The sequence below is a fragment of the Falsihalocynthiibacter sp. CO-5D18 genome (assembly GCF_041205445.1).
Taxonomy (GTDB): Bacteria; Pseudomonadota; Alphaproteobacteria; order Rhodobacterales; family Rhodobacteraceae; genus Falsihalocynthiibacter; species Falsihalocynthiibacter arcticus.
The window spans coordinates 399,424-422,764 of the sequence record NZ_JBGFCF010000001.1; the positions used below are offsets into that span (position 1 = coordinate 399,424).

Annotated in this window: 24 protein-coding genes and 1 pseudogene; 14 read left to right on the forward strand and 11 right to left on the reverse strand. The window is 54.9% G+C overall.

From position 1 onward, the window contains the following. Positions 1-8: 8 nt before the first annotated feature. From AB9F27_RS01825 to AB9F27_RS01845, 5 genes are read left to right on the forward strand one after another with little or no spacing between them, the layout of a single operon-like run. A complete protein-coding gene (locus AB9F27_RS01825) occupies positions 9-1,061 on the forward strand; it encodes a Gfo/Idh/MocA family oxidoreductase (RefSeq protein ID WP_335584762.1) in 1,053 nt (350 codons plus the stop codon). Further along, the gene (locus tag AB9F27_RS01830; protein WP_335584763.1) at positions 1,062-1,376 is read left to right on the forward strand and encodes a UxaA family hydrolase; all 315 of its coding nucleotides are present in this window, start codon (positions 1,062-1,064) and stop codon (positions 1,374-1,376) included. Continuing rightward, positions 1,373-2,581 (forward strand): UxaA family hydrolase, encoded by a 1,209-nt coding sequence (locus AB9F27_RS01835; protein ID WP_335584764.1) that lies wholly within the window; start codon positions 1,373-1,375, stop codon positions 2,579-2,581. The genes AB9F27_RS01830 and AB9F27_RS01835 overlap by 4 nt, the downstream gene beginning before the upstream one ends. A 15-nt stretch (positions 2,582-2,596) precedes the next feature. Continuing rightward, positions 2,597-3,325, forward strand: coding sequence for an SDR family oxidoreductase (locus AB9F27_RS01840; protein WP_335584765.1), 729 nt, complete (start codon positions 2,597-2,599; stop codon positions 3,323-3,325). A 14-nt stretch (positions 3,326-3,339) separates the two neighbouring features. Then, positions 3,340-4,179 (forward strand): fumarylacetoacetate hydrolase family protein, encoded by an 840-nt coding sequence (locus AB9F27_RS01845; protein WP_335584766.1) that lies wholly within the window; start codon positions 3,340-3,342, stop codon positions 4,177-4,179. Between the two features lie 60 nt (positions 4,180-4,239). Here the strand turns inward: AB9F27_RS01845 and AB9F27_RS01850 are convergent, their stop codons facing one another. Then, on the reverse strand, positions 4,240-5,373 hold the full coding sequence (locus AB9F27_RS01850; protein WP_335584767.1) for a CoA transferase: 1,134 nt from the start codon (positions 5,371-5,373) through the stop codon (positions 4,240-4,242). A 158-nt stretch (positions 5,374-5,531) separates the two neighbouring features. Between AB9F27_RS01850 and AB9F27_RS01855 the strand changes: the two genes are divergently transcribed. From AB9F27_RS01855 to kduI, 3 genes are all read left to right on the forward strand, one after another. After that, positions 5,532-5,975: a MaoC/PaaZ C-terminal domain-containing protein gene (locus AB9F27_RS01855; RefSeq protein ID WP_335584768.1), complete on the forward strand. Its 444-nt coding sequence runs from the start codon at positions 5,532-5,534 to the stop codon at positions 5,973-5,975. A gap of 33 nt (positions 5,976-6,008) precedes the next feature. Continuing rightward, positions 6,009-6,578: a MaoC family dehydratase gene (locus tag AB9F27_RS01860; RefSeq protein WP_335584769.1), complete on the forward strand. Its 570-nt coding sequence runs from the start codon at positions 6,009-6,011 to the stop codon at positions 6,576-6,578. A 151-nt stretch (positions 6,579-6,729) separates the two neighbouring features. Beyond that, entirely contained in the window at positions 6,730-7,554 is an 825-nt protein-coding gene (kduI, locus tag AB9F27_RS01865; protein ID WP_335584770.1) for a 5-dehydro-4-deoxy-D-glucuronate isomerase, read from the forward strand. 117 nt (positions 7,555-7,671) lie between these two features. Here kduI and AB9F27_RS01870 read toward each other — a convergent pair whose 3' ends face one another. The 4 genes from AB9F27_RS01870 to AB9F27_RS01885 form a co-directional block, all read right to left on the reverse strand. Continuing rightward, complete coding sequence (locus tag AB9F27_RS01870) at positions 7,672-8,748, reverse strand: DUF1513 domain-containing protein (RefSeq protein ID WP_335584771.1); 1,077 nt, start codon at positions 8,746-8,748, stop codon at positions 7,672-7,674. A gap of 1 nt (position 8,749) precedes the next feature. After that, positions 8,750-9,763, reverse strand: a complete 1,014-nt coding sequence (locus tag AB9F27_RS01875) for an imelysin family protein (RefSeq protein ID WP_369757477.1) — start codon at positions 9,761-9,763, stop codon at positions 8,750-8,752. A gap of 1 nt (position 9,764) precedes the next feature. Beyond that, positions 9,765-11,273 carry a di-heme oxidoredictase family protein gene (locus AB9F27_RS01880; protein WP_335584773.1) on the reverse strand — a complete coding sequence of 503 codons (1,509 nt, stop codon included), beginning with the start codon at positions 11,271-11,273 and terminating at the stop codon, positions 9,765-9,767. A 64-nt stretch (positions 11,274-11,337) separates the two neighbouring features. Then, a complete protein-coding gene (locus AB9F27_RS01885) occupies positions 11,338-12,600 on the reverse strand; it encodes an imelysin family protein (protein WP_335584774.1) in 1,263 nt (420 codons plus the stop codon). Positions 12,601-12,843: 243 nt separating this feature from the next. On the opposite strand from AB9F27_RS01885, the gene AB9F27_RS01890 reads away from it, so the two are divergent. The 4 genes and pseudogenes from AB9F27_RS01890 to AB9F27_RS01905 all read left to right on the forward strand — a co-directional run bounded on the left by AB9F27_RS01890 (position 12,844) and on the right by AB9F27_RS01905 (position 15,244). After that, on the forward strand, positions 12,844-13,221 hold the full coding sequence (locus AB9F27_RS01890) for an alanine:cation symporter family protein (RefSeq protein ID WP_335584775.1): 378 nt from the start codon (positions 12,844-12,846) through the stop codon (positions 13,219-13,221). 12 nt (positions 13,222-13,233) lie between these two features. Further along, positions 13,234-13,586 (forward strand): annotated as a pseudogene (locus AB9F27_RS01895) (alanine:cation symporter family protein). Continuing rightward, on the forward strand, positions 13,583-14,035 hold the full coding sequence (locus AB9F27_RS01900) for a hypothetical protein (RefSeq protein WP_335584776.1): 453 nt from the start codon (positions 13,583-13,585) through the stop codon (positions 14,033-14,035). The pseudogene AB9F27_RS01895 and the gene AB9F27_RS01900 overlap by 4 nt, the downstream one beginning before the upstream one ends. Positions 14,036-14,182: 147 nt before the next feature. After that, positions 14,183-15,244, forward strand: a complete 1,062-nt coding sequence (locus tag AB9F27_RS01905) for a hypothetical protein (protein ID WP_369757478.1) — start codon at positions 14,183-14,185, stop codon at positions 15,242-15,244. A gap of 45 nt (positions 15,245-15,289) precedes the next feature. Here AB9F27_RS01905 and AB9F27_RS01910 read toward each other — a convergent pair whose 3' ends face one another. Beyond that, positions 15,290-16,345: a Glu/Leu/Phe/Val dehydrogenase dimerization domain-containing protein gene (locus AB9F27_RS01910; protein WP_335584778.1), complete on the reverse strand. Its 1,056-nt coding sequence runs from the start codon at positions 16,343-16,345 to the stop codon at positions 15,290-15,292. A 127-nt stretch (positions 16,346-16,472) separates the two neighbouring features. On the opposite strand from AB9F27_RS01910, the gene AB9F27_RS01915 reads away from it, so the two are divergent. Next, positions 16,473-16,928 (forward strand): Lrp/AsnC family transcriptional regulator, encoded by a 456-nt coding sequence (locus AB9F27_RS01915; protein WP_039001230.1) that lies wholly within the window; start codon positions 16,473-16,475, stop codon positions 16,926-16,928. Here the strand turns inward: AB9F27_RS01915 and AB9F27_RS01920 are convergent. Beyond that, entirely contained in the window at positions 16,925-17,968 is a 1,044-nt protein-coding gene (locus tag AB9F27_RS01920) for a Gfo/Idh/MocA family oxidoreductase (RefSeq protein WP_335584779.1), read from the reverse strand. The two genes, AB9F27_RS01915 and AB9F27_RS01920, sit on opposite strands and share 4 nt — an antisense overlap. A 157-nt stretch (positions 17,969-18,125) precedes the next feature. On the opposite strand from AB9F27_RS01920, the gene AB9F27_RS01925 reads away from it, so the two are divergent. Then, positions 18,126-18,848: a methyltransferase gene (locus tag AB9F27_RS01925; protein ID WP_335584780.1), complete on the forward strand. Its 723-nt coding sequence runs from the start codon at positions 18,126-18,128 to the stop codon at positions 18,846-18,848. 77 nt (positions 18,849-18,925) lie between these two features. Here the strand turns inward: AB9F27_RS01925 and AB9F27_RS01930 are convergent, their stop codons facing one another. From AB9F27_RS01930 to nthA, 4 genes are all read right to left on the reverse strand, one after another. Further along, positions 18,926-21,532: an SH3 domain-containing protein gene (locus AB9F27_RS01930; RefSeq protein ID WP_335584781.1), complete on the reverse strand. Its 2,607-nt coding sequence runs from the start codon at positions 21,530-21,532 to the stop codon at positions 18,926-18,928. A gap of 92 nt (positions 21,533-21,624) precedes the next feature. Further along, on the reverse strand, positions 21,625-21,969 hold the full coding sequence (locus AB9F27_RS01935) for a nitrile hydratase accessory protein (protein ID WP_335584782.1): 345 nt from the start codon (positions 21,967-21,969) through the stop codon (positions 21,625-21,627). After that, positions 21,966-22,649 (reverse strand): nitrile hydratase subunit beta, encoded by a 684-nt coding sequence (gene nthB, locus AB9F27_RS01940; RefSeq protein ID WP_335584783.1) that lies wholly within the window; start codon positions 22,647-22,649, stop codon positions 21,966-21,968. Before nthB ends, AB9F27_RS01935 begins: the two co-directional genes overlap by 4 nt. After that, positions 22,646-23,263 (reverse strand): nitrile hydratase subunit alpha, encoded by a 618-nt coding sequence (gene nthA, locus AB9F27_RS01945; RefSeq protein WP_335584784.1) that lies wholly within the window; start codon positions 23,261-23,263, stop codon positions 22,646-22,648. Before nthA ends, nthB begins: the two co-directional genes overlap by 4 nt. Between the last annotated feature and the right edge of the window lie 78 nt (positions 23,264-23,341).

The window sequence follows — 23,341 nt, forward strand, 5'->3', positions numbered from 1 at the left end:
AAAATGACATGACGCTTGATTTGCAGCAACATTGGCCAAAAGCCACCAACCCGCTCCCCATCGTGATCTTTGGGGCGGGTTCGATTGTGACGGATGCGCATTTGCCGGCCTATGATAAGGCGGGTTATAAGGTTGCGGGTATTTTTGATCCTGACCTTGAGAAAGCGCGTTTAGTTGCCGCACGATTTGGTTGGGACGTTTTTGAAACGGCCGAGAAGGCCGCCGCACAACGTAACGTGATTTTCGATCTTGCGACGCCGCCAGATGCACATGCGAAAATCCTACGTAGCCTGCCTGATGGAGCGGCGGTTTTGTTGCAAAAACCCATGGGCAGAGATTTGGCGCAAGCCACTGAAATTCTGGAGGTTTGTCGCGCCAAAAACCTAAAAGCCGCCGTGAATTTCCAACTCAGATTTGCACCGATGATGTTGGCGTTAAAAGACGCCGTGGATCAGGGGTTGCTAGGCGAAATCGTAGATTTTGACGCGTGGCTTGCCCTAGACACCCCGTGGGGGCTTTGGAAGTTTTTGGAGCCTTTGCCTAGGGTCGAAATCTTACTGCATTCCATCCACTACCTTGATTTCGTCCGCAGCCTTTTGGGCAACCCAAACGGGGTTCATGCGAAAACAATGGGGCACCCGAGCAGCAAAATCGCCCAATCCCGCACGGCGGCGATCCTTGATTATGGCGATACCGCCCGCTGTGCTCTGTCGGTCAATCATAACCACAGTTTTGGTCGCAAATATCAGGCCTGTGAATTTCGGATATGCGGCACTAAAGGGGCGGCCTATGTTCAGCTTGGCGTGAATCTGGATTATCCCCGTGGCGAGCCAGATATCCTGTCGATAAATACAGGCGACGGATGGACAGAAATCCCCCTCACAGGCGCGTGGTTTATTGACGCTTTTGCCAGCCGCATGAGCCAGTTGCAACGGTTTGCAACGCACGAAGACCCAAATTTGATCAGTTCCGTCGAAGATGCATGGAACACGATGGCGCTTGTTGAAGCTGCTTATGAAAGCAGTGCAACTCCCGCGACACAGATTGCAAGGAGGCCCTAAATGCCCGCAGAGAATTTTATAAAATTACATGAAAAAGATAACGTGTTTGTCGCCCTGCGTGGGGTGGCAAAAGGCACGATTGTTCAGATCGGGGCGAACAGTTTCCCGACCGTCCAAGATGTCTCGCTGGCGCATAAAATTGCCGCGCGTGATATCACCTCAGGGGAGGTGATTTACAAATATGGCATGCCCATCGGAGCGGCGACACAGGATATTTCGGCAGGCAATAACGTGCATGTGCACAACGTCAAAAGCAATTATACCGCAACCGTTTATCGCGCTGAAGAAAGTGGCGTTAGCGAGGATAGCATATGACTCAGACCTTTCAAGGATACGCGCGTCAAGATGGGCGCAAGGGCATTCGCAATGTCGTCGCCGTTGTTTATTTAGTGGAATGCGCGCATTTCGTGAGCCGCAAGATCACGGAGAAATTTGGCGAGAACGAGGTCCATCTGATCGGGTTTCCGGGTTGTTTTCCAAACGCTTATGCCCAAAATATGATGGAGAAACTCTGTACGCATCAAAACGTTGGCGCTGTGCTTTTGGTCTCTTTGGGTTGCGAGAGTTTCAACCGTGCACAACTTGAAAGCGTCATTCGCGCATCTGGTCGCCCTGTCGAAACTTTGGTCATCCAAAAGTCTGGCGGAACGGCAACAACGATCTCGGCAGGGCGCGCATGGATTGAGAAAACACTCTCCGAAATTGCCGATGTTCCCCGCGTGGAGATGCAGGTAAAAGACCTCATTATCGGCACGATCTGTGGCGGTTCCGACGGGACCAGCGGGATTTCGGGCAACCCAGCTGCGGGCCGCGCCTTTGATAAATTGGTCGCCCAAGGGGCTGCGTGTATCTTTGAGGAAACCGGCGAACTTATTGGCTGTGAAGACATCATGGCCGCGCGCGCCGCGACACCTGAATTGGCCCAAGAATTGCGCAATGCAGTGGCCAAGGCCGAGGCCTATTACGACACCCTCGGGTTTGGGAGCTTTGCGTCCGGAAATGCCTCGGGTGGCCTGACGACGATTGAGGAAAAATCACTTGGCGCTTATGTAAAATCCGGAAGTTCACCGATTTCTGGCCTGATCAAGCCGGGCGATATTCCCCCAACGGGCGGGCTTTACCTGATGGATGTTGTGCCGGATGGAGAGGTGCGCTTTGGCTTCCCGAATATTGCGGATAACGCCGAAATCACCGAAATGATCGCCTCTGGTGCGCATATGACTCTGTTTGTTACGGGGCGCGGTTCTGTTGTTGGGTCTGCCCTTGCGCCGGTCATTAAAATTTGTGCAAATCCAGACACCTATCGCGCCTTGAGGGATGACATGGACGTCAATGCGGGCGCGATTATTGAGGGGGAAAAGACCCTCGAAGAAGTCGGACAAGAGATATTTGACACTATCATCGCAACAGCAGATGGTGCAAAAACCAAATCTGAAGAATTAGGACATCAGGAATTTATCCTGACCTACAAATCATTTGAACCCATCGGGCCTGCGTGTTTGCCGGCTTCGGCGCGTTAATCCAAGGAGATATTCGTGCAAAGATTAAAAGGAAAAACTGTTCTAGCCACAGCGGCGGGACAGGGAATTGGTGCGGCAACCGTTCGACGCATGGTACAAGAGGGCGCACGCGTGATTGCAACGGATCGCGACATCACCCCATTGGAAGGCGTCGAAGGCCTCGAAGTGCACCAATTGGATGTGACTGACAGCGCTGCAATCACAGCTCTGGTTGCCAAAATCGGCCATATTGACGTGCTGTTTAACTGCGCGGGCGTTGTCCATGCGGGCACCATTCTTGATGCGACACCAGAAGACCTCGACTTTGCGTTTCTGCTTAATGTTCGGGCAATGTTTGACACAATTCGCGCCGTGTTACCTTCGATGATCGAGCGCGGAAATGGCTCCATTATTAACGTGGCATCGGTGGCAAGTTCCATCACGGGCGTGCCAAATCGCTTTGTCTACGGCACTACAAAAGCCGCCGTAATTGGCCTCACGAAATCGGTCGCGGCCGACTATGTGGCACAGGGTGTGCGTTGTAACGCAATTTGCCCCGGAACCGTGGACAGCCCGTCGCTTCAGCAACGTTTGCGCGACACAGGGGATTACGACAAAGCCCGTGGCGAGTTTGAAGCCCGCCAGCCAATGGGACGTCTTGGAACGTCCGAAGAAATCGCCGCTCTTGCTTGCTATCTTGCAGCAGACGAAAGCGGGTTCACAACGGGCCAAGCCCATGCAATTGACGGTGGATGGTCCACCTAACCTACGGAGTTAACATGAAATTTCTAAGATACGGGCCACGTGGGTCCGAAAAACCAGGTGTTTTGGATGCAGCTGGAAATATTCGCGATCTCAGCGGGCTTGTGGGCGATATTGCGGGCGAAGTTCTTACAAACTTGGCGCGGTTTGCGGATTTGGACGTGGAAAGCCTTCCCTTGGTCGAGGGCAACCCGCGTTTGGGTGCTTGTGTTTCTGGCACGGGTAAATTCATGTGCATCGGCCTTAACTATGCCGATCACGCTGCAGAAAGCGGCTTGGCTGTGCCCAGCGAACCCGTGCTGTTTATGAAAGCAACCAGCGCGATTTGCGGGCCGAATGATCCCATTTTGATCCCGCGCGGCAGTGAGAAAACCGACTGGGAAGTTGAGTTGGGTGTCGTGATTGGCAAGGCCGCGAAATACGTGAATGAGGCCAACGCATTGGACCATGTCGCGGGCTATTGCGTCATCAATGACGTGTCCGAACGTGCGTATCAAATCGAACGTGAAGGCCAATGGACCAAAGGGAAATCCTGCGACAACTTCGGTCAAACTGGACCTTATTTGGTGACGCCTGATGAAGTTGGCGATCCACAAAACCTGTCGATGTGGCTTGAAGTGAATGGCGATCGCGTACAGAATGGGTCAACTAAAACAATGGTTTACGGTGTTGCACACCTCGTGAGTTATTTGAGCCAGTTCATGACGCTTCACCCCGGTGATATCATTTCCACAGGGACACCTCCGGGTGTTGGGTTAGGCTTTAAACCACCACGTTTTCTAAAAGCTGGTGACAAAGTTGAACTGGGTATCGAAAAGCTCGGCCAACAGGCACAGGTTTGTGTCGCAGACACCTAAAGCGATTATATAATTGGAAAAGCCGCGCCATAACCGGCGCGGCTTTTTCGTTTTTAACGATTAGTCGGCGAAGATCGTGGCGTTATCCGCGCCAAGGGCCGGCGCGCCTTTTGTTGAGGTCAAAATCTCCCCGTCAATGCGAATAGGGCAGCGTGTAGTTTGCATTTGAGTGCCGCCATGCGACGTGACGGATTGAAGTGCGTCGAGCGATTTAAACCCTTCTTTTTCCATCATGCGCGGCCAATCAAGCACTTCGGCACACCAAATATCGGCGGGTTCGAGCACGTCGAGCACTTCACGGGCGGATTTTGGCAACAAGAAATCCCGCAGGACGGCTTTGATTTCATCACGTTTCGTGAACGCGATTAAAGGGTCGCCAAAAGCGGCGAGGGTAGGGCTGTTCAAAAGGTCGGCAAGCTTGGAAATCGGAGCCATCGCAATCGCAATATGGCCGTCACGCACTTTGTAAATTCCGTAGGGTGCTGTCGAATTTACGCCTGCATTCGCTACGGCGCAGCGCTCTGGCTGGGTCGGGGCGCCCGCGAGGTAGGAGGTTATCATCTCAAATTGCATGTCCAGAGAACTGCTCATCAAATCAACCTCAACAAGCGCGCCTTGGCCCGTTACCGAGCGACGCAAAAGGGCCGCCATAATGCCTTGGCTCAGATGGTTGCCGCAGGTTATATCAAGCACAGCAAACGCCACAGGAACGGGCCCTTGATCGCTGTCCCCAGAGAGCCACGGCATTCCGGTTAAGGATTGTACAAGGAGGTCTTGGCCCGGCTTTTTCACCCACGGCCCTTTGCTGCCATATCCCGTGACCGAGGCATATATGATGCGCGGGTTAAGAGCCTTAACTGTTTGAAAATCCAAACCTATTTTTTCCATCACCCCTGGGCGGAAATTGTGGATCATGACGTCGGCGGTTGCGATAAGCTTTTTCACGCGCTGCAAATCAACGGGGTCTTTTAAGTCCGCCGAAACGCCAGATTTGTTGCGATTGATGGTGTGAAAAAGTAAGCTGTCGCCATCCAGCATTTGATCCGCCACAACAAGACCGCGGCATAAATCGCCGCCATTTGGGCGTTCAACCTTGATGACTTCGGCCCCCAAATCGGCGAGTCGCAAAGCTGCGGCGGGGCCCGCCAAAAACTGAGCGAAGTCTAATACCCGAAGGCCCTCTAGCGGTTTCAAATGATGTCCTCCAAATTGGATGTTTTCTATATGAAACTTAGTTTTATATTATAAACTCGTCAAGGAGTGAACTGTATGTGCAGTTTTATGTTGAGTTGTCTACTTTTATATGTAAACTTTGATTGCATATATAAAACATTAAAATTGTGAGCTACCTAATGGAAATCGAACAATACTACGAAGATTACGCCCTTGGCGATACGCGCAAGACGAACGGGCGGACGATAACGGAGACTGATTTCGTGGTGCACGCGGGGCACACGGGTGATTTTTTTCCCCATCATATGGACACAGAGTTTTGCAAAACACTCCCTTTTGGGCAACGTATTGCCCACGGCACAATGACCTTTGCCATTGGCGTGGGGCTTACCGCGACCCAGATTAATCCGCGTGCATTTACATATGGTTACGAGCGGCTACGCTTTCCAAAACCGGTCTTTATTGGTGATACAATCCATACCGTCGTGACGATTGGCGCCATGAAACTTGATCCCAAGCGTGACGGATACGGGCAAGTTGTTGAAAAGACCGAAACGTTCAATCAGCACGGAGAAACCGTGATGTATTGCGAACATATTTTACTGGTTGAGTTGCGCAAATAGCCGCAATCCCCCCTTCCTATAATGAGGTACAACATGGCTGAAATTGGTGTTCACGCGCGCGGCCTTCCGGGATTGCCCGAGGATCACGCAGAAATTCCCGTTTGGAACGCGGAAAACTGGTTTTATGAAGACTTCACGCCAGGGGATAAAATTCGCTCGATACGGCGCACGATTTCCGAAGGGGAATCCATGCTTTTCAACAGCCTTGTGATGGACCATCATCCCTATGTGTCCGACCAAGAATTTGCCGTGCAAGAAGGTGTATTTGGCAAGCGTTTGGTGGCTGGTGCGATGGTGTTTTCCTATGGCCTCGGGCTGGCGGCGACCAATTGCTTGAACTCCTTTTCCTATGGATATGATCGCCTACGCTTTATCAAACCCGTCTTTATTGGCGATACAATCTACACAATCCGCGAGAACCTGAGCAAGGTTGTGCACTCCGATAAAATGGGAAAAGTGCGCGTCAGTTATTCCGTCTATAAGGGAGAAGGAGAGCTGGTTTTATACTGCGAGCACCTCATGACCGCGCTTTACAGCGACCCAGAGCCCTTCGCGGAGGAGGCGCAGGCCATCGCTTTGGCAAAGGCGAAAAAGTCAGCTTGAAAGTTTACGGGCGCGTCAAATTCTTTTGATGCTCCCTCGTTTGACATATCGACGAGAAATGATGCGATAAGGCCCTAGATTGACCCTTGCCGCCTTGAGTCTGGCCGCGGGGTTGATACATTCGCGCGGAATTACTCATAAAGGACTGACCATGCTGAAAGCCGAAACTCGTTACGCTATCGACCCAGAACACGCCAAAACGCTCGGCACCGAAGACTTGCGCAAGAATTTCCACGTTGGGGGGCTTTTCGCAGATGATGAAATCAAGCTCGTTTACAGCCATTATGACCGTCTTATTCTAGGGAGTGCGGTTCCAACCAAGGGCGCGTTGACACTTGAGGCGCTCGCCGAAACGGGAACGGACACGTTCCTTGAGCGGCGCGAAATGGGCGTGTTAAACATCGGCGATACAGGCACGATCAAAGTGGACGGCGAGACCTTTGAGATTGCCAAGGGCGAAGTGCTCTATGTCGGCATGGGCAGTGGCGCGGTTGAGTTTTCAGGGGCAGGACGGTTTTACATTCTCTCGGCTCCTGCCCACCATAAATACCCCACAACCTTGATCCGTGAAGCCGATGCCAAGCGAGTGGAACTTGGGTCGCCAGAAACGGCAAACGAGCGCGTTATTATTCAACTTCTTCATCCCGATGTGTGTAAAAGCTGCCAACTCGTGATGGGGTATACCCAATTCAAACCGGGGTCGGTTTGGAACACCATGCCTTGCCACGTGCACGACCGTCGAATGGAAGCGTATCTTTATTTTGACGTAAAAGACGACAACCGTGTTTTCCACTTTATGGGAGAACCTGCGCACACGCGTCACATGGTTGTAGCCAATGAGGAAGCTATCATTTCCCCGCCGTGGTCCATCCACTCGGGTGCGGGCACAGGGGCCTATACGTTCTGTTGGGCGATGGCGGGTGACAACGTAGACTTCACCGATATGGACATGGTTCCGATGGCTGAACTGCGCTAGGCGACACGTTTCTGCATGAAATTGGCCCTGACCCAAGCTCCCTAGGGGCGCTGGTCAGGGCGCTTGATTTCTCGCCTTACAAACAACTGCGTAACCCTACCTTTGTGGCGGAAATTCCTAAATTCGCACCAAGTGGTTGTCCCACGCACAGGGGTGATCTCCGAGGAAAACGGGTTTGGCGTCGTCGAAGGTTCCCACTTTTCCCGTGCCCGAGGAGAACATAAACTTCGCCCCGCCTGCGCTAACGCCACAGACATCTGGCAGCGCATAGGTGGCGGAAAACGTGTCATTCGCAAGGTCGAAAATCTGGACCACGCCCCCGATGGGCGAGGTCGCCGCCAGTTTCGACGCGTCCTGTGCAATGGCGACGCTGCCCACATAGCCGCGCAACTCGCGATGTTCCGACTCTGGAGCTTGCAACAGGCGAATATCCTCGCCGCGCGTATGCAGGCCAAGCAAGGCGGGGTGCTGCTCGGCTTCGCCCTGCCACTGCATTGCAAAGGCCACCAACCCATCAGGGCCGACCGCCAAATGCCGGATTGAATTTCGCGAAAGTTCCGAAGGAAGCTCGATCTGGTCCCTTTGTGTTCCGTCCGGCGCCACATAATTCAGGTTGGGCCGCATCGTTGTCAGGTTCAACTTGGTGCGCCCCATATCGGGGTGCGTTTCAATGCCCCCATTGGCGATCACAAGGGTTTCGCCATCGGGCATCAGCTTCATATCGTGGGGGCCAACCCCGCCAGACGCGAACTCACCTAGGCGCACATAGCCGTGCTGGGCATCCCAAACGCCGATAACGCCGAGGCCTGCTTCATAGTCGTTTTCGGTGGTGTAAAGGGTTGATCCGTCTGCAGAAAATGTTCCATGCCCATAGAAATGACGCCCCTCTGGCGCGTTAAAATTTGCGATCACTTGGCCCGTGATACAGTCGAGTACGAATGCAAACCGCCCCGGGCGGCGGGCAAATCCGACGGCCTCTGGACGGGTTGGATGGGCGGCGGCGGCGTGGCCACGCCCCGGAAGAGGAAGCTTAAAAAGGATATCACCCGCGCCACTTAAACCAACCAGATGGTCGCCCGCGTTTGGAAAACGTGCGGCGGATAAATAGGTCGGAGATCCTGCGTCTGCCCAGCTTGGACGGGGGCACAGGCCCGTCGCGATTAGGCCCCCAAGAAACGCGCGTCGTGAGGCCATGTTAGTCTCCATCCAATGAATTGAAGCCCGCAGCGACGCCCAGTTTTGGGCCAAGCTCCGTCGCCGAGAATTCGCGAATATGGTCGATACTTTGCTGAACCAACTCAAGGAGGAAGCGATCTTGGACACTGGTGACGGAGGCAAAACTGGGATCGTTGACCTTTGTGAGACGGGCATGGCTTGTTTCAAACGCCTCGGTGAATTTTTGCTGGAGGGAGGGATTGCCGTCGGCCAAAATCGCCGCCAATTCCTGCAATGCAGTCAGCGACACCTCAATATGGCGACGTGATCGCTCTGAGCGGCGGGCCTCGGCGCGGGCAGGTAGGGGGCGGTCAAATGTGCCTAAAGGGCGGCCCAAGCGCGTGTCGGAGGTAAATTGTAAGCCTGCATTGAAGGCTTTGAATAATTCCTGAACCGCCTCGTCTTCGTTGCGATAAATGCTTGTTTCGCTAGGGTTTTGCAGGGTGTCGCTATAGGTGCCCTGCCAATCCATCAGTATCGCCGTGGCGTTGTCGTGGATGTTTGTGGTGATGGCCTGCACCAATTCACATCGGTACGCGTCGCTTCCCATCTCGCGCAGGTCCGCGTCATAGAGCAAGAACTCAAGCGCGAAAAAGCCACGTCCCGCGATGGACACATGGGCGAATTCTTCGGGGTCTTGCACGGCGGGATCTTCGCTTTGGATCAGGTTCGCCAATGTTTTTGGGGTGAAGCCCTTGGTGTCTGGCCAAAACGCGAGCGCGAAGGCGCGGTCGCCCACTTCGGTGGGGCCAAAACGAAGGTGACTCACGCCAATCCACGCATCAAACGCTGTGTGAAAGGCGGCCTGAAGGTCTTCAGACTCTGCATTGCACTGGCTCTGCGCAGTTATTTGCAGTGCTTGCGTCGTCGTTTCTAACTGTTCAAACCTTGGCAGAATATGGTCGGACAGAGCCGTTGTGACCGTTTGCGAAGGGTCAGCCGCCGTCGCGGTCAAGGGCCATGCGAGGGCTAGAAGGAAGATAAATTTACGCATATTAAAGGCTCTCCAGAAAACGGATCAGGGCATCGCGGTCTTGTTTGGGCATTTCGACAACTTGGTCTTTTATTGTTTGCGCCTCACCGCCATGCCAGAGCACAGCTTCGAGAAGGGAACGGGCGCGACCGTCATGGAGGAAATAGGTGTGGTCCGAAACACGTTCGGTCAATCCAATCCCCCAAAGCGGTGCGGTGCGCCATTCGGTTCCGGTTGCGCGGGCTTCGGGGCGGTTGTCGGCAAGACCTTCGCCCATATCGTGCAAAAGAAGGTCGCTGTAGGGCCAAATCAGTTGGAAGCTTTGTGCAGGTTGATCCTCAAGACGATGGGTCACAAAGGCGGGGGTGTGGCAGGACGCGCAGCCCGTGTCGTAAAAGACCTCTTTTCCGCGCAAGACTTCGGGGTCGTCCACATCCCGTCGCGCGGGCACACCCAAATTACGGCTGTAAAAGGCCACAAGATCGAGGCCTTTGTTCTCGATTTCATTACCGCCTTCGGTGCCATTTGGCGCTTCTAGGCAGGCTGTTTGAGCTGCGGTACACTCCCCCTGTGGCGTCGGAAAAAGCGGGCTGGAAATCCCAATATCACCGGCAAACGCTGCGGCAGATTGATGTTTTATCGTGGGCGCGCCCGCCTTTAGGCCAAAGCGCCCCAACATGGGTTGATCGTATTCCATCGACCAGACCACATTGGCGCGGCCAGAAATGCCGTCTCCATTTGCGTCGTCAGGATCCGTGTTTGCGAGGATATCTGCTGTGGGGATCGCTTCCAACAGGCCCAAGCCGATCATTTGGGGAGCAATGCGGGGGCTGAGCATGGCGTCAGGGTGAAGCGGCCCATAGCCAAGGTCGGCCGCCGTGTAGGTTGGAACGCGCAAAGAGGCGGTCTCGCCGTCCGAAAGGGCGACTTCCTGTTCTTCATAATCGATTTGCAAGCGGTATTCGGCCTGATGCCCCGCGAGGCTGAAATTCTGAAGCTGGGTGCCATAGGTTGGGTCAGGCAGGGTCGCCAAATAATCTTCGATTCCTGCGATGCCATCCGTAGATGCCCCCGGAATAGAGACGCGCAGAAAGAGGGAAATCGCAGTTTCGTCGGCGTTTTCGGGCGCATGTCCCCGTCCGTCTTTTATGTGGCAACTTTGACAGGAGCGCGCGTTGTAAAGCGGGCCAAGACCGTCGGAGGCCAAAGTAGAGGAGGGCGACGAGACCCAGAGTTTGCGAAACAATCCGTTGCCGACTTTGAAATTGAGTTCGCCGTCAAATCCGATGTTCGCGGAAGGTTGCGAAAACGCATCCGCATTGTTATGCACGCGCACGGTGGCGGCCCCTGCAGCCTGTTCCTCAAACGCGCTGGCGGTGGAGAAATCTTGAGTCGGCGCCGTAACTGCTGCGATACGGGCCGCTTCTTTTGCGGTGCGGGGGATCACGTTGAGGTGCGGATCGCCAAGCTCTTGGGCGGTCGCGGACGAAACGGAAAGGATCAAGGCGGAGACGGCAAGTCTGGCAAGCATAGCGGGACCATTCAATATTACTGCGCGACGCCCGTTCGTGACGGACGCCGCTTTTTGGTAGGGTTTACTGGAAGACAGCGGCGGGACTATCGAGGCTGTCGGAGCCTTCGAATTCGATATGGTTTAGCCCGAGGGTCGTGACGATGCGCTCAATCGTTTTGGTTTGATCAATCAAGCTATTCACGCCGCCCATGACCAAAGCTTCACCGGCAAGATTGCCGCGCTCCAACATCTGGTCATAAGCAAAGCCAGCCTCAGCGGCGGTCTTGATCCGACCTAAATTTCGCATGGTTACCGAGAGTTTTGCCTGCATTTCAGCGTCGAGGGCTGGGTCCGCTTCGACCACGAGGTCCGAAAGGGATGCGCCCGAAACGAGGGAGCCATCAACACGCACATACTCGCCCAAATAGACATTTTGAACGCCCAATCCGTCGTAATAGTGGCTGTTGTGGGTGTTGTCAGAGAAGCAATCATGCTCCTCTTCTGGGTCGTTGAGCATCAGCCCAAGGCGCATCCGTTCGCCGGCTTGTTCGCCATAGGAAAGCGACCCCATGCCTGTCAACATCGCGACAATTCCCGTGCCCTCATTGGTTGAAAGGGTTGCACGGGCCTCGCCCTCGGAGCCCCATTGCGCGGTCATCCAATCGAGATCGGATACCAAAAGCGCAACGGCCGCTTGCAAATATTCCGCGCGGCGATCGCAGTTTCCGTTGGTGCAATCTTCGCCCGTGGCGTAATTTGTCCAGGGACGATTGCCCGCACCCAAACCGTGGCCATTCAAGTCTTGGCCCCAGAGCAAAAACTCGATGGCGTGGTATCCCGTGGCGACATTTGACTCAACGCCGTCTGCTTCGTGCAGGGTTGCGGCCAGAAAGTCTGGCGTAATGGACGAGGCATCAATTTCAGTGCCGGATAGGAGGAAGCTCGGGTTCGCGATGACGTTCAATACGGCAAGGGTGTTTTCGTCAGTGGGCTGGCCATAGGCGTCGCTTACATAGTCGATCAAACCTTCGTCAAGCGGCCAAGCATTCACTTTGCCTTCCCAATCGTCGACGATGGCGTTGCCAAAGCGAAAGACCTCAGATTGTTGATAGGGGACGCGGGCGCTGAGCCATGCTTTGCGGGCGGCGTTCAAAGTTTCCGCAGAAGGGGCTGCGACCAATGCGTCGATTGCAACTTGCAAGCTTTGGGCAGTGATTAAACTGTCTTCATATGTCGCCTGAGCGATATCAGCATAGGTGTTTAGGGTTGCGGTTTTGTCGCCGGCCCATGCGGGGGCCGCTAGCATGCAACTTAGGGAAAGTGTGGAAATAAGTGCGCGTTTCATTGGAAGTCTGTCCTCGCTGTCGAATCCATTTGTCTGGGAAAGTGCCAGTGCGCAGATATCTGAGTGATTTAGTTGGATTTGTCAAACCCGATTATTTTAGTCGCCTTTAAGTATGCATACAATTTCCCATCACGCGCGACCTCAAGTTAAATAGGCATGAAGCGGAGCCAACGATTTGAAAACCCCAGATAGTTTTTTAAATATTTAACAGAATTCATTTCTAAATTTTTTGTGGCAAGCAAAATGAACACGATTATTGATGGCTTGAATGCCATCCTCTGGAATTACGTTTTGATTTATGGGTTGTTGGGTGCGGGGCTGTTTTTCACCCTTCGATTGGGCGGGATTCAGCTCCGGCATTTTGGCGAAATGGTGTGGTTGGTTGTGGCGCGGCCCGCGGCGGATTCGTATGGGATCACCCCGTTTCAAGCCCTATCGGTAAGTTTGGCGTCGCGCGTTGGAACATGCAACCCTGCGGGCGTCGCGGTTGCTCTTACGCTTGGGGGACCGGGCGCGGTTTTTTCTGTCTGTTTAATTATAAGCTCGGGAATGATTTTCGTGGCAGTTCAATCGAATTCAATCGCGGAATCCTTCAGCGGATTGATTGGAATCCCCAAGTGAGTCGTCGGCGCTCTGGTCGCCGCCGCGGCGGGTGTCGTGATTTTTGACGGGATACGAGTGGCCCAGTTTTTGGTGCCAATTATGGTGGGGGCTTATCTGATTGTGGCCATCATCGTCATGGCTTTGAACCTCCCTCAAGTGCCGGAATTGCTGTGGCTCATTATCTCAAGGGCGGTTTGTTCTCAAATGAGGCGGGCATGGGGGCGGCTTCCAATATCGCCGCTGCCGCCCAGGACCGGAAATTACGAGGGCCAGAGGACTTGTTGCGCGGTATGTCTTGCAAAATCGGTTTCTGGCGATACCTTCTTGTTTTAGAAAGGTTTTGCCGCGCATTAAAATTGCCACACAAGGACGTTAGTGAATGAAGATTACCGCATCTCGCCTTGGCCGTACGGTCGGTCACCTTTTGCTTGCGCTGCTCAATGCGACGTTGCTCCTCGCGGCCGTTTGCCTCTTTTTGGAATTGCGCGTCGTGAAGGCCGTTGATGGTCTGACACAAACTTTCTCTGAAAATCTCGTGCAAGTGGCCCCGCTTCGGGATGCTGTGATTTCCCTCTCACAGGACGCGGCGGAATTGCGGGGTGAGCTTGCGGCATTCACGCAGACGCCAAATTCATTCACCGAGGAACGTGCCAGTGCCCTCAGTGCCAAAGTGGACATTTTAAATAATCAACTCGTTGCATTAAAAGGGAATGTCGGAAATGTCATGCAAAATCCTGAGGGGTTGATCGATCATGCAATTGAGAAGACAGCGCAAGAAGTGATTGATGGCTTGTCTGATTTGCGCGGATGCGAAAAACCCGTGAGTATGTAAATCACCGCCAAAATTGGCAGGGAGAACGCGTGAAAATTGGTGCTTAAAATCCGTGGGGTGAAGCTCTATACCAAAGCGTGTCCGTTTGGGCCATCCCGTGTCGCCCGTTGGCGCGCACCGATCAAATTCGAGTGAGTTTTGTACAGCATGGATCGAAATCTAGACCCAATCCTGCATATAGGTGCGCCCAAATGCGGCAGTTCCAGCTTGCAACGCGCGCTATCATTGAGGCCGACTTTTACGTCCCGCGCGGGGGTGACCTATCGGTATATTGTCCTACGTCGAGAACAAATCCTTGGCGGGCTTGCGATTAAACTCATTATGAAAACCACGCGCCGCGCGTATCTTCAATCGGCCCGCTTTGACGAAATAATCCTGACCCAAAACCAAGACGGAAGCTGGCATCCCAACGCAAGATCGATTGCGCGTATTCGTAAATTATTTGCGCAAATGCGGGCACGAAACGAGGTGCCTATTATCTCCAACGAGGGGAATTTTTCCTTGTTATCGCGCCATCTCGGTCCCGAAATTTTTCAACACCTGGGGTTGAAATGTCAGGTTTTCGTATACGTGCGCCCTCAAGTCGAATGGATAAATAGTGCCTGGTGGCAATGGGGCCTATGGGAAGAGTTTCCGTATCAGAAGGATTTTTCCGCATGGTTTCCCGCCGCCAGAGAAGGCTGCAATTGGTTGAAACGATTAAAAAACCTTCGGATGATCGATCAGATATCTAACCTCAACGTTGCCCTTGCCAACGGGAATGTTGTGGCGCAGTTTTTTGAAGCTATTGGGTGTGATGCGCCCGTCGAAGCAGCCGAAATCGAGAACCGATCTCTGGATATTTCAGCCATCAAGTTTCTGTTGAATAATCGTGGTTTGCGCAAAGACATTCACGACTCAAAAGTGGCGTTGATCTTGGCAAAATTGAAGGTAGAAAATAGTGAAAAACCGTGGTGTTTGAGTGCAAATCAAGTTCAGAGCATCATACGGCACCACCTGCAACACAACAAAGCCCTCCTTGAGTTTCTCGACGAGGACCAAGCAGAAAGGATGCGTGCCGACCCGCATTGGTGGCAAGCTGATAGCTATAATACAGCGCGCGTTCACAAGGTTGGTGCTCCAGATTTTCTGCAAGAGGACGATGCCCAATCAGCCTTTTATCGGACGGAACTGCGAAAGCGAGGCTTTAAAATGCGGGCCTCTGTTTAACTCCCCGCGCAATTGACGGGCGGGGAGGTTGGTTTTCGAAACGGTTCACGCCTTTGGGCGCGCAGCGGCGATTTTGGCGAGGGCAATGTCGTCGGCAACTTCTGAACTGGGGAGGTGCGCGTCATCCGCGCGTTTCAAAATGTCGAGGATTGTGTGGTACAGGCCGGTGATCCGCGCCACATCGGCCTCGCGCGACGGAGTTGAGAAGATCACTGTTGAGCCCCCCATGACACCGCCCGCGTTCACCACATAGTCGGGCACATATGTGATACCGCGTTCTTGCAACGCGCGGCCGAATTTTGGTTCGGCAAGCTGGTTGTTGGCGAGGCCACATATGACCTTTGCTTTGATTTCTGGAAGGGTTGTCGCTTTCACAACGGCCCCCATCGCACAGGGCGCAAAGATATCGACGTCTTGGGCATGGATGCGGTCGGGGGAAACGGCGGTGGCGCCATATTTTGCGACGACATCCTGAACGACCTCGTCGCGGACGTCGGCCACAATAAGTTCTGCTCCGGCGGCGTGTAATTGGCGCGCGAGGTCGGCACCCGTGCCGCCAAGACCTTGAATTGCCACGCGTAAACCAGTTAGTTCATTTCGGTCCCACACGTGCTTTGCCGCGGCGCGAATACCTGTGAAGCCACCAAGGGCTGTGAAGGAAGACGGGTTGAAGCCCTCTTCGTATTGCTCGGCGCGGCAGAAAATATAGTCGCAGTTTTCGGCCAAAATATCGGCGTCTTTGGGGCCAACTCCGACGTCGATTGCGGTCCAATACAGGCCACCAAGGTCCTGAACATGTCTGGAGAAGGCGCGCAAAAGGTCGGCTTTGTCGGCGCGCGCGGGGTCTGCAATGATCACGCATTTTCCGCCGCCCAAGGGCAAATCGGCCACCGCGTTTTTGTAACTCATGCCTTTGGACAGGCGCAAAACATCCGTGAGTGCTGCGTCCTCGCTTGCGTAGGCGTGCATCCGACAGCCCCCCGCAGCAGGCCCAAGTGCGGTCGAGTGAATGGCGATGATCGCACGCAAACCAACGGCGGGGTCGTTACAAAACAACACCTTTTCGTGGTTATCGAATTCTGGGTGTTCAAAAATGGACATGGTGGATTCCTTGGTTTCGCCGTGCGTGCAGTTTAGGGGGTATTGGGGAGAGAATCCGTGCAAACATCCATGCTATTCCCTATAGTTCCGCAAGGATTGGCTAAAATATAGGGAATACGTAGCTAATATGACCAAAATTGAACTGGACGTCACGGATCACCGGATTCTGCGGGTTTTGCGCCAAGAAGGGCGGATTTCGAACCTTGATTTGGCGCAACGGGTGGGGCTTTCGCCCACGCCCTGCAGTCGCCGCGTGCGTCGCCTTGAGACCAGCGGCGTTATCACTGGCTATAGTGCCCAGATCAATCCGACGGCGATGGGGCATGGGGTGACCGTCATGGTGAACATTCGTTTGTCCCGCCAAGGCCCTGCAGATATTGAAGAATTTCTCGCGGCGGTGAAGCGGATGCCCGAGGTGACGGAATGTTTGCTGGTGACGGGCAATCTGGACTATATCCTGAAGGCCCGTGCGCGGGATGTTGAGGAACTCAAAGATTTTGTCTTGGCCAAACTTAAGAAAATCCCCTGCGTTTCGGACACAACCACGATGTTGATCCTTGAGACGATCAAGCAAGCAGATTAGCGCGGGATGTGGACGGTTTGCCCTGTGTCACAGGCGGTTTGAATGGCTTCCAAAACATGCATGGTTTTGAGGCCTTCTTCGCCTGAGACCAACGGGGACGCGCGCCCCTTGATGACCGCCGTGAAGTGTTCGATTTGATTAACCAATGGTGCGGACGTGGCGCAGGGGAAGGAGGCTGCACGGATGGGCGACCACCAGCTTTGCGGCGCGTCGTGGGTCCAGACCGTGAGGTCGGGTAGGGACATCGCCCCTTTTGAGCCACCGAAGTGATAACAGGATTGGTTCGTTGCGGGGTAAGCGGGGTTTTCGCCCGCCGTAAGTTCCCAACTCCAAGGGGCGGCGATGGCGTCGGACACGGTGAGGGTGCCAATGGCCCCATCGGCGAACCCAAGCACTGCGGCGGCGACGTCCTCATTATCGTGTCCGCGTCGAGAGGGGGCGGCTTGGGCCTGTACGGTTATGATGTCGCCACAGAGGTGGCGCATGAGATCAACGTCATGTGCGAGGTTGACCGAAATCGGCCCCGCCCCTTTTTGGGTTCGCCACGGGGCAACGTCGAAATAGTCGTCGGGTTTGTATAGCCAGCAGGTGGCTTGCAGGCTTCGGATGTCGCCGATGACGCCTTCAGATATGAGGGAGGCTGCTTTTTGGATAATCGGGTTGTAGCGTCGATGGTGGCCAACAAGGAGGGGGACGCCGTTTGCCTGCGCCGCTTGAACCAGCTTTTCCGCTTCCTTTGCGGTGACGGCGAGGGGTTTTTCTACAAGGACCGCGCAATTGTGCTCGATGCACATAAGCCCTTGCTCCACATGCAACGGCGTTGGCGTGGCAAGGATAACCCCATCCACCTCTGTGGCGGCAAACATCGCCTCAAGGGTGGTGAAATGCGGGACGCTATAGGTGGCAGCAAGCTTGGCCCCCTCGGAATTGGGTTCCACCAGCGCGACAAGCATAGCGTCTTGGGTGTGGGTGAGTGCGTTGAGGTGTTGTTTACCAACAAGCCCCGCTCCCACAACACAAATTCTGGCTTTTTGCTCCATGTTCCCCCCTCCGATGTTCCAACGAAAGCCTAACTTTTATCGCGACCTATACAACCCAAATTGCGCTCCTTTCAGTCTTGCGTAAGGGAGCAAAACTGGAAAAACACTTGCCATCCGCTCAGGAGGTGCGAAAGACTGCGTTCAAAAAGGAGAAGTCATGTCACATTTGGAAGATATTCGCGCGAAGTCGAGGTTTCGCGATTTATTTGAGGGCCAGTTTCAGCACGCAGCGATCGCGGCTTTTATGGCGATTGGCGCGTGTTCATTGCTTGTACGGGTGGAGGACGGACCTTGGTATCTGCTGCTGAATTCCATCGTATGGGCCAAGATTGCCATTATCCTCGCCATTGTCCATCAGGCGCTTGTGGCTGGTGTGTTTCGGCTGCAGCTTTACAAAAACTGGATGAGCAAGCGGTTTGGCGAGCGGGATATGCAGGTCTGGGCGGGGATATTCCTTCCGTTGTTGATCGCGCGCCCTTTGGCTGTGCTTTTAACGGGTTTGAGCGATAGAACACCGATCACGGGATATAACACGCTCGAAGTCATTCTTGGCGTCGCGTTGTTGGGGGCGGCGGTTTACGGCATGCATTCTGTTCTTGTGTATTTCACTTTGCCGCGCGCTCTTGGGGGCGACCATTTCCGCGATGAATATGCCGAGATGCCGATGGTGAAGAAAGGGATCTTTAAATACGTCGATAACGGCATGTATAGCGTTGTGTTCCTTGGCCTGACGGGGATTGCGCTGATCTGTGGGTCGTGGAATGCGCTGGTGGTGGCGCTGTTTCAACATGCCTATATTTGGGTGCATATGTATTGCACTGAGGCACCGGATATGCGGCGGATTTATGGGGATAGGTCGGATGACGTCATAGACGTTTAAGTGCTGACGTGAAAAAGGCCCCATCGCGGGGCCTTTTTTTTGGTACTAGATGGTGGGGGCAATACGCCCCCATTTTGCTACCTGCGACCACCGCCCATACGGCCACCGCCGCCACCCATACGTCCGCCGCCCGAGGGGCGGGATTGAATGCCGCCGATGGGGCGTTGAATGTTGCGGTTTTGGATTTGGCGTTGGTTGCCCGTTTGACGGTTTTGATAGGCCGAGCCTACGTTTGCGGGCAGTTGGGTTGGGCGATTGATGCCTGTGGCTGGCAGTTGCGCGGGGCGGGTTGTGCCTGCAGCGGGGAGTTGTGCGGGGCGATTGATTTGCGGCAGTGCTTTGGGTTGTTGGACCCCTTGCCATTTGCCGCCACCGTCGTTGCGCTCCCATTTGCCGTTGTTTTGACGATAGACACCGCCGTCTTTGCCCGCAAACAGATCACCAGCCTTACCATTGCTAAGAACGGCGTCTTTGGCGCCTGCGGCCCATTTGAGGTCTTGGGTGCCATTCACCTTGTTGCCTGCCAAAGCGCCGAGGCGATTGTCTGCGAGTTGGTGCGCAGCAGGGCTGCCTTTTAGGACGCCGCTATTGCCTTTCCACGAGTTAAAGGCACGTCCAGCGCCCACAGAAGCGGCCGCGCTTCCAAGTTGTGCGGTAGACAGGCGTGGGTTGGTCGCCGAAACGAAGGGACGGCTCGCGCCAAGGGGTTGAGCCTTGGGCGTTATGTGTTGGTTGCGCACGAAATTACCGTCTTTGTTGATAATCTTGGGCGCATTGGGCAAGCCGCGATCAGGGCCGTAGTTGTCACCATAGCGCCCGAATTGGCCGCGCTTGGGATCATAATAGCCGCCGATGCCATAGGTCACAGGACGCGGATAGAACGCGGGGGGGCGCACGGCAATCGGGGGACGCACAAGGGGGGGACGGAAGCCGGGGGGACGATAGCCAGGAGGGCGAATGTAGGGAGGGCGGAAGCCTGGGGGGCGATAACCGGGTCCAGACCAATAAGGGGGGTAGTTCCAACCGGGGCCATAGAAGATGCTGCCCCAAGCGTAATAGCCAAAGAAGTACCCCGCCGTAACGCCAAAGTAGGTCGTTGTCGGCGTGGAATCGACCACCGTAACGTAAGTGACGTTGTGCACGGGTTCGGTTGCGGGGATGGTATAGATGACGTCTGGCACCGAGGTCGCAACTTCAAACGGTCCTTGCGGGCTGTCGCCTTTGAACCAGATGCCATCGATCACAGTGTAATATACATCGCCAACCTTAATCACGGTCTCGTTGCTGTTGAGGGCATAGCTCATCTCGGTGCCCTTGATGGGGGTGAACTCAGGGTCGCCCGCATAGGAGACATCCGCTTTGACCGAGGCATGGTCTACGGCGGCGATCTCCGGGATGCTCGCAAGCAGGCGCGCTTCTTCGCTTTCGGGGGTGCCGGGTACAGAGGAGCGCACCGCGTAATAGGGGGCGTCATCGGGAATGTTGCGGAAATCTTCGGGAAGGTCGCCCGAGGCAAAGGTCCAATCGTCGCCGTTCAGATCCTTATTGCGGAACCAACGGCCAGAGGTGAGGAAGTACCATTGCGCCTCAACCGTGTGGTAAAACAAATCAAACTGTGTGTTGCTGACCCATTCCAGCTTGGTGCCGCTGACGGGCTCCTTGTTGGGCGGACCATCCATGGTGATCAATTCGGTGGGGACGTTGGAATAGAAGACTTCGGGGAGTGGATCACTGGGAGTGAGGCCCTCTGCCACAGCGCGCCGCGCGTCATCCCAGTTGCCATCGTCAGGGAGGGTGGTGAAGATTTCGGGGAGGGTGGCAACATCAGTCCATGGGCCGCTCAAGTCCTCGGCCTCTAGCCAACTGGTGTTATTGCGCAAAGTCCATTTACCCGAGTCATAGATCGAGAACAGGTCCCAGTTGGTGTTCACGGTAAAGGCCAAGTCTGGAACGCCGTCGACTGTTGCCGTAAGGGGCTCGCCATCTGTCATCACAAGGATCGAAGGTTTTTCGCTGACATAAATAAGGGGAGGGGTGGTGTCCAAATCTTTAAGGTCGGTGAAGGATTGGAAATTCTCAAGGCTCGCCGTTGTACGGGGGAGGGAGAGAGTGATTTCACCGGTGGGGAGTTGTTTACCCACACCCAGCGCAAGTGCGTCCATGTCATCGCGCGTAAGGTTAGAGAAGCTGAGGTCCGTGATGACAATATTAGTGGCAATAATCTCGTTGTTCTCGCGATCTGCAACTGTATCGGCGGAAATTGTGATGATCCCATAAAGTGGCTCGGCGTCTTTGCTGCGCTTCACTTGGGTGGCCACAAGGGCGGTCATCTTGGTGAAATTCTTCCAGTCATTCACTTGCGGCTGGTAAAGGGTAACACTCGCGCCCTTGTCGTTGGAAAAGGTGCGCGGCCATTTATTGGGCTCATCGGCTTCGGTAAGATACTTGCCACTAACAAATCCGGTTTTCCCATCCACCGTCACAGCACACCAAGCGGCGGCATCGTCACATTCCTCAACCTCAATTGATGTGCCTTGGGGGAGGGTGGTCATGACGGGGGCGCCAGTCGTTGGACCTTGGCGCATGTTTAAGTCAGCAGTGGTTTGGGCAGGCCACGCAAAGGCCGCGTTCGCCGCGAGCGAGAAGCAGGCGGTAAGGGTGGTAAATCGGTGCAGATAGGACATGAGGGCTCCAAATGGACAAAGCTATTTTTGAACCTTAAGAGAAGATGCGAGTCAGGTATAGGTTTTGATCACAACTTTCTGTGTGCAGGCTGTTACTCTGGTTTCTTGGGCGAGACAGGCTGGCCATGGGGGGTAGAGAGAAAGGCGTCCGTCCACAGCGCCCTCATTCCCTCAAGCGCGTCGGGCGCAAACATCCCTTTTGCAACGACCATCTCCTCCAAGGTGGCCACCCAAACGCGGTAATAGTCATCGCTGCCGTCTAGGGGATGCGCAGCTCCCGCAAGGGCAAGGCGCGCACCAAACATTTGTGCCCATTCAGGCCATGCAAAGACACCGGATTCATTGAGCGCCACCGTGAGGGCAAAGACCTGTCCATGCCACGGGGCCTCGAAGGTGGCTTCTGGCGTGGGCGGCGCGTTCGGCGCGCAGGCACTCACTCGCTGGGTTCCAGTAGATAGCTTTGCCACAGATCAAGGACCATATCATCCCCTGTGGCTTCGGCATCCGCGCCCCAAAGGTCTTGCGCGCTAAAACGCACGGCATAAAGCGGTTGCGGCGCTGGGCCGAGAAAATGCGCGTTGCTGTCAGGGAAGACATGATTGCCGTGCAGACGCTCAATCGTGCCGTTGCGCCCCGCAGCATAGGCGGGCAGACGGGTGTGGCCGCCTTTCACGAGGGTGTTCTGGGCATGGGGAACCGTGCGCACAGGATCGCCGACCTTGAACTTGGCTTGGGGGCCTTCCGGCCGCATATATGAGCCTTGCGCATGCATCGCGCGGTCTACGTTTTCGGGCTTAAGAGCGCGTGGATCAGGCCTGTGCGCTGGGCCCGCGGGAGGGCTGTCCAAATCCTCCATTGTGAGGAGGTCACGGTCGACAAGGATATCCGTCAAACCGCCGAGCCATTTTTCGTAATAGGAAAATCCCGCGTAATCTTTGGGGGTTAAACATTCCCGTGCGTGGCGGCTGGCGTCGATGTTCCACGCGCCAAGAGCGCCACAAGCGAGGTTGAGGGCAAGGGCGCGGGCCTCCCAATCGGTGTGGAAAACCTCGCTATCGTCCTTTTCGGGGATAGGGCCGTCGCCAAAGCGCCCGCCCATATCATGCCCGCGGCTCACGCGCTGGGCGCCTTGACCAAATCGGTGCCGATCATTGCGTTGCGCGAGATCAGGTCTGCGAGATCGTTTTCCGAGAGGTCCTGCGTTCCTTCTGGGCGCATTGGCACCACCAAATAGCGCACTTCGGCGGTGGAGTCCCAAACGCGGACGGATTGGCCATCGCTCAACTCCACCCCGAATTCGGCCAAAACGGCGCGAGGTTCGCGAATGGCGCGGCTGCGATAGGCGTCGGATTTATACCACGTCGGCGGGATGCCAAGGATCGGCCACGGGTAGCAACTACAGAGGGTACAAACGACGAGGTTGTGCTGGGTTGGCGTGTTTTGCACGGCCACCATGTGCTCGCCCTGTCGCCCCATGAAGCCCAACTCGGCAATGGCGGCGGTGGCGTCCTCCATGAGGCGCGCGTGATAGGTCGCGTCGACCCATGCGCGCGCCACAACCTGCGCTCCATTGCGCGGCCCGATTTTATTCTCATAGGTATCAATCAGTGCATTCAACGTCGCAGGATCAACCAATCCCTTATCCACCAGCAAGCTTTCGAGCGCGCGCACCCGCAACTCAGGATCCGAGGGCAGGTGGCTGTGGGCGTGATCCGAATGATCGTGGGGCATGCGTGAAATCCAGAAATGTAAGGGCCGTAGACTGAGGCAACGGCAAGAGTCGCCTCAGTCTACAAAATTTCCCCGCAG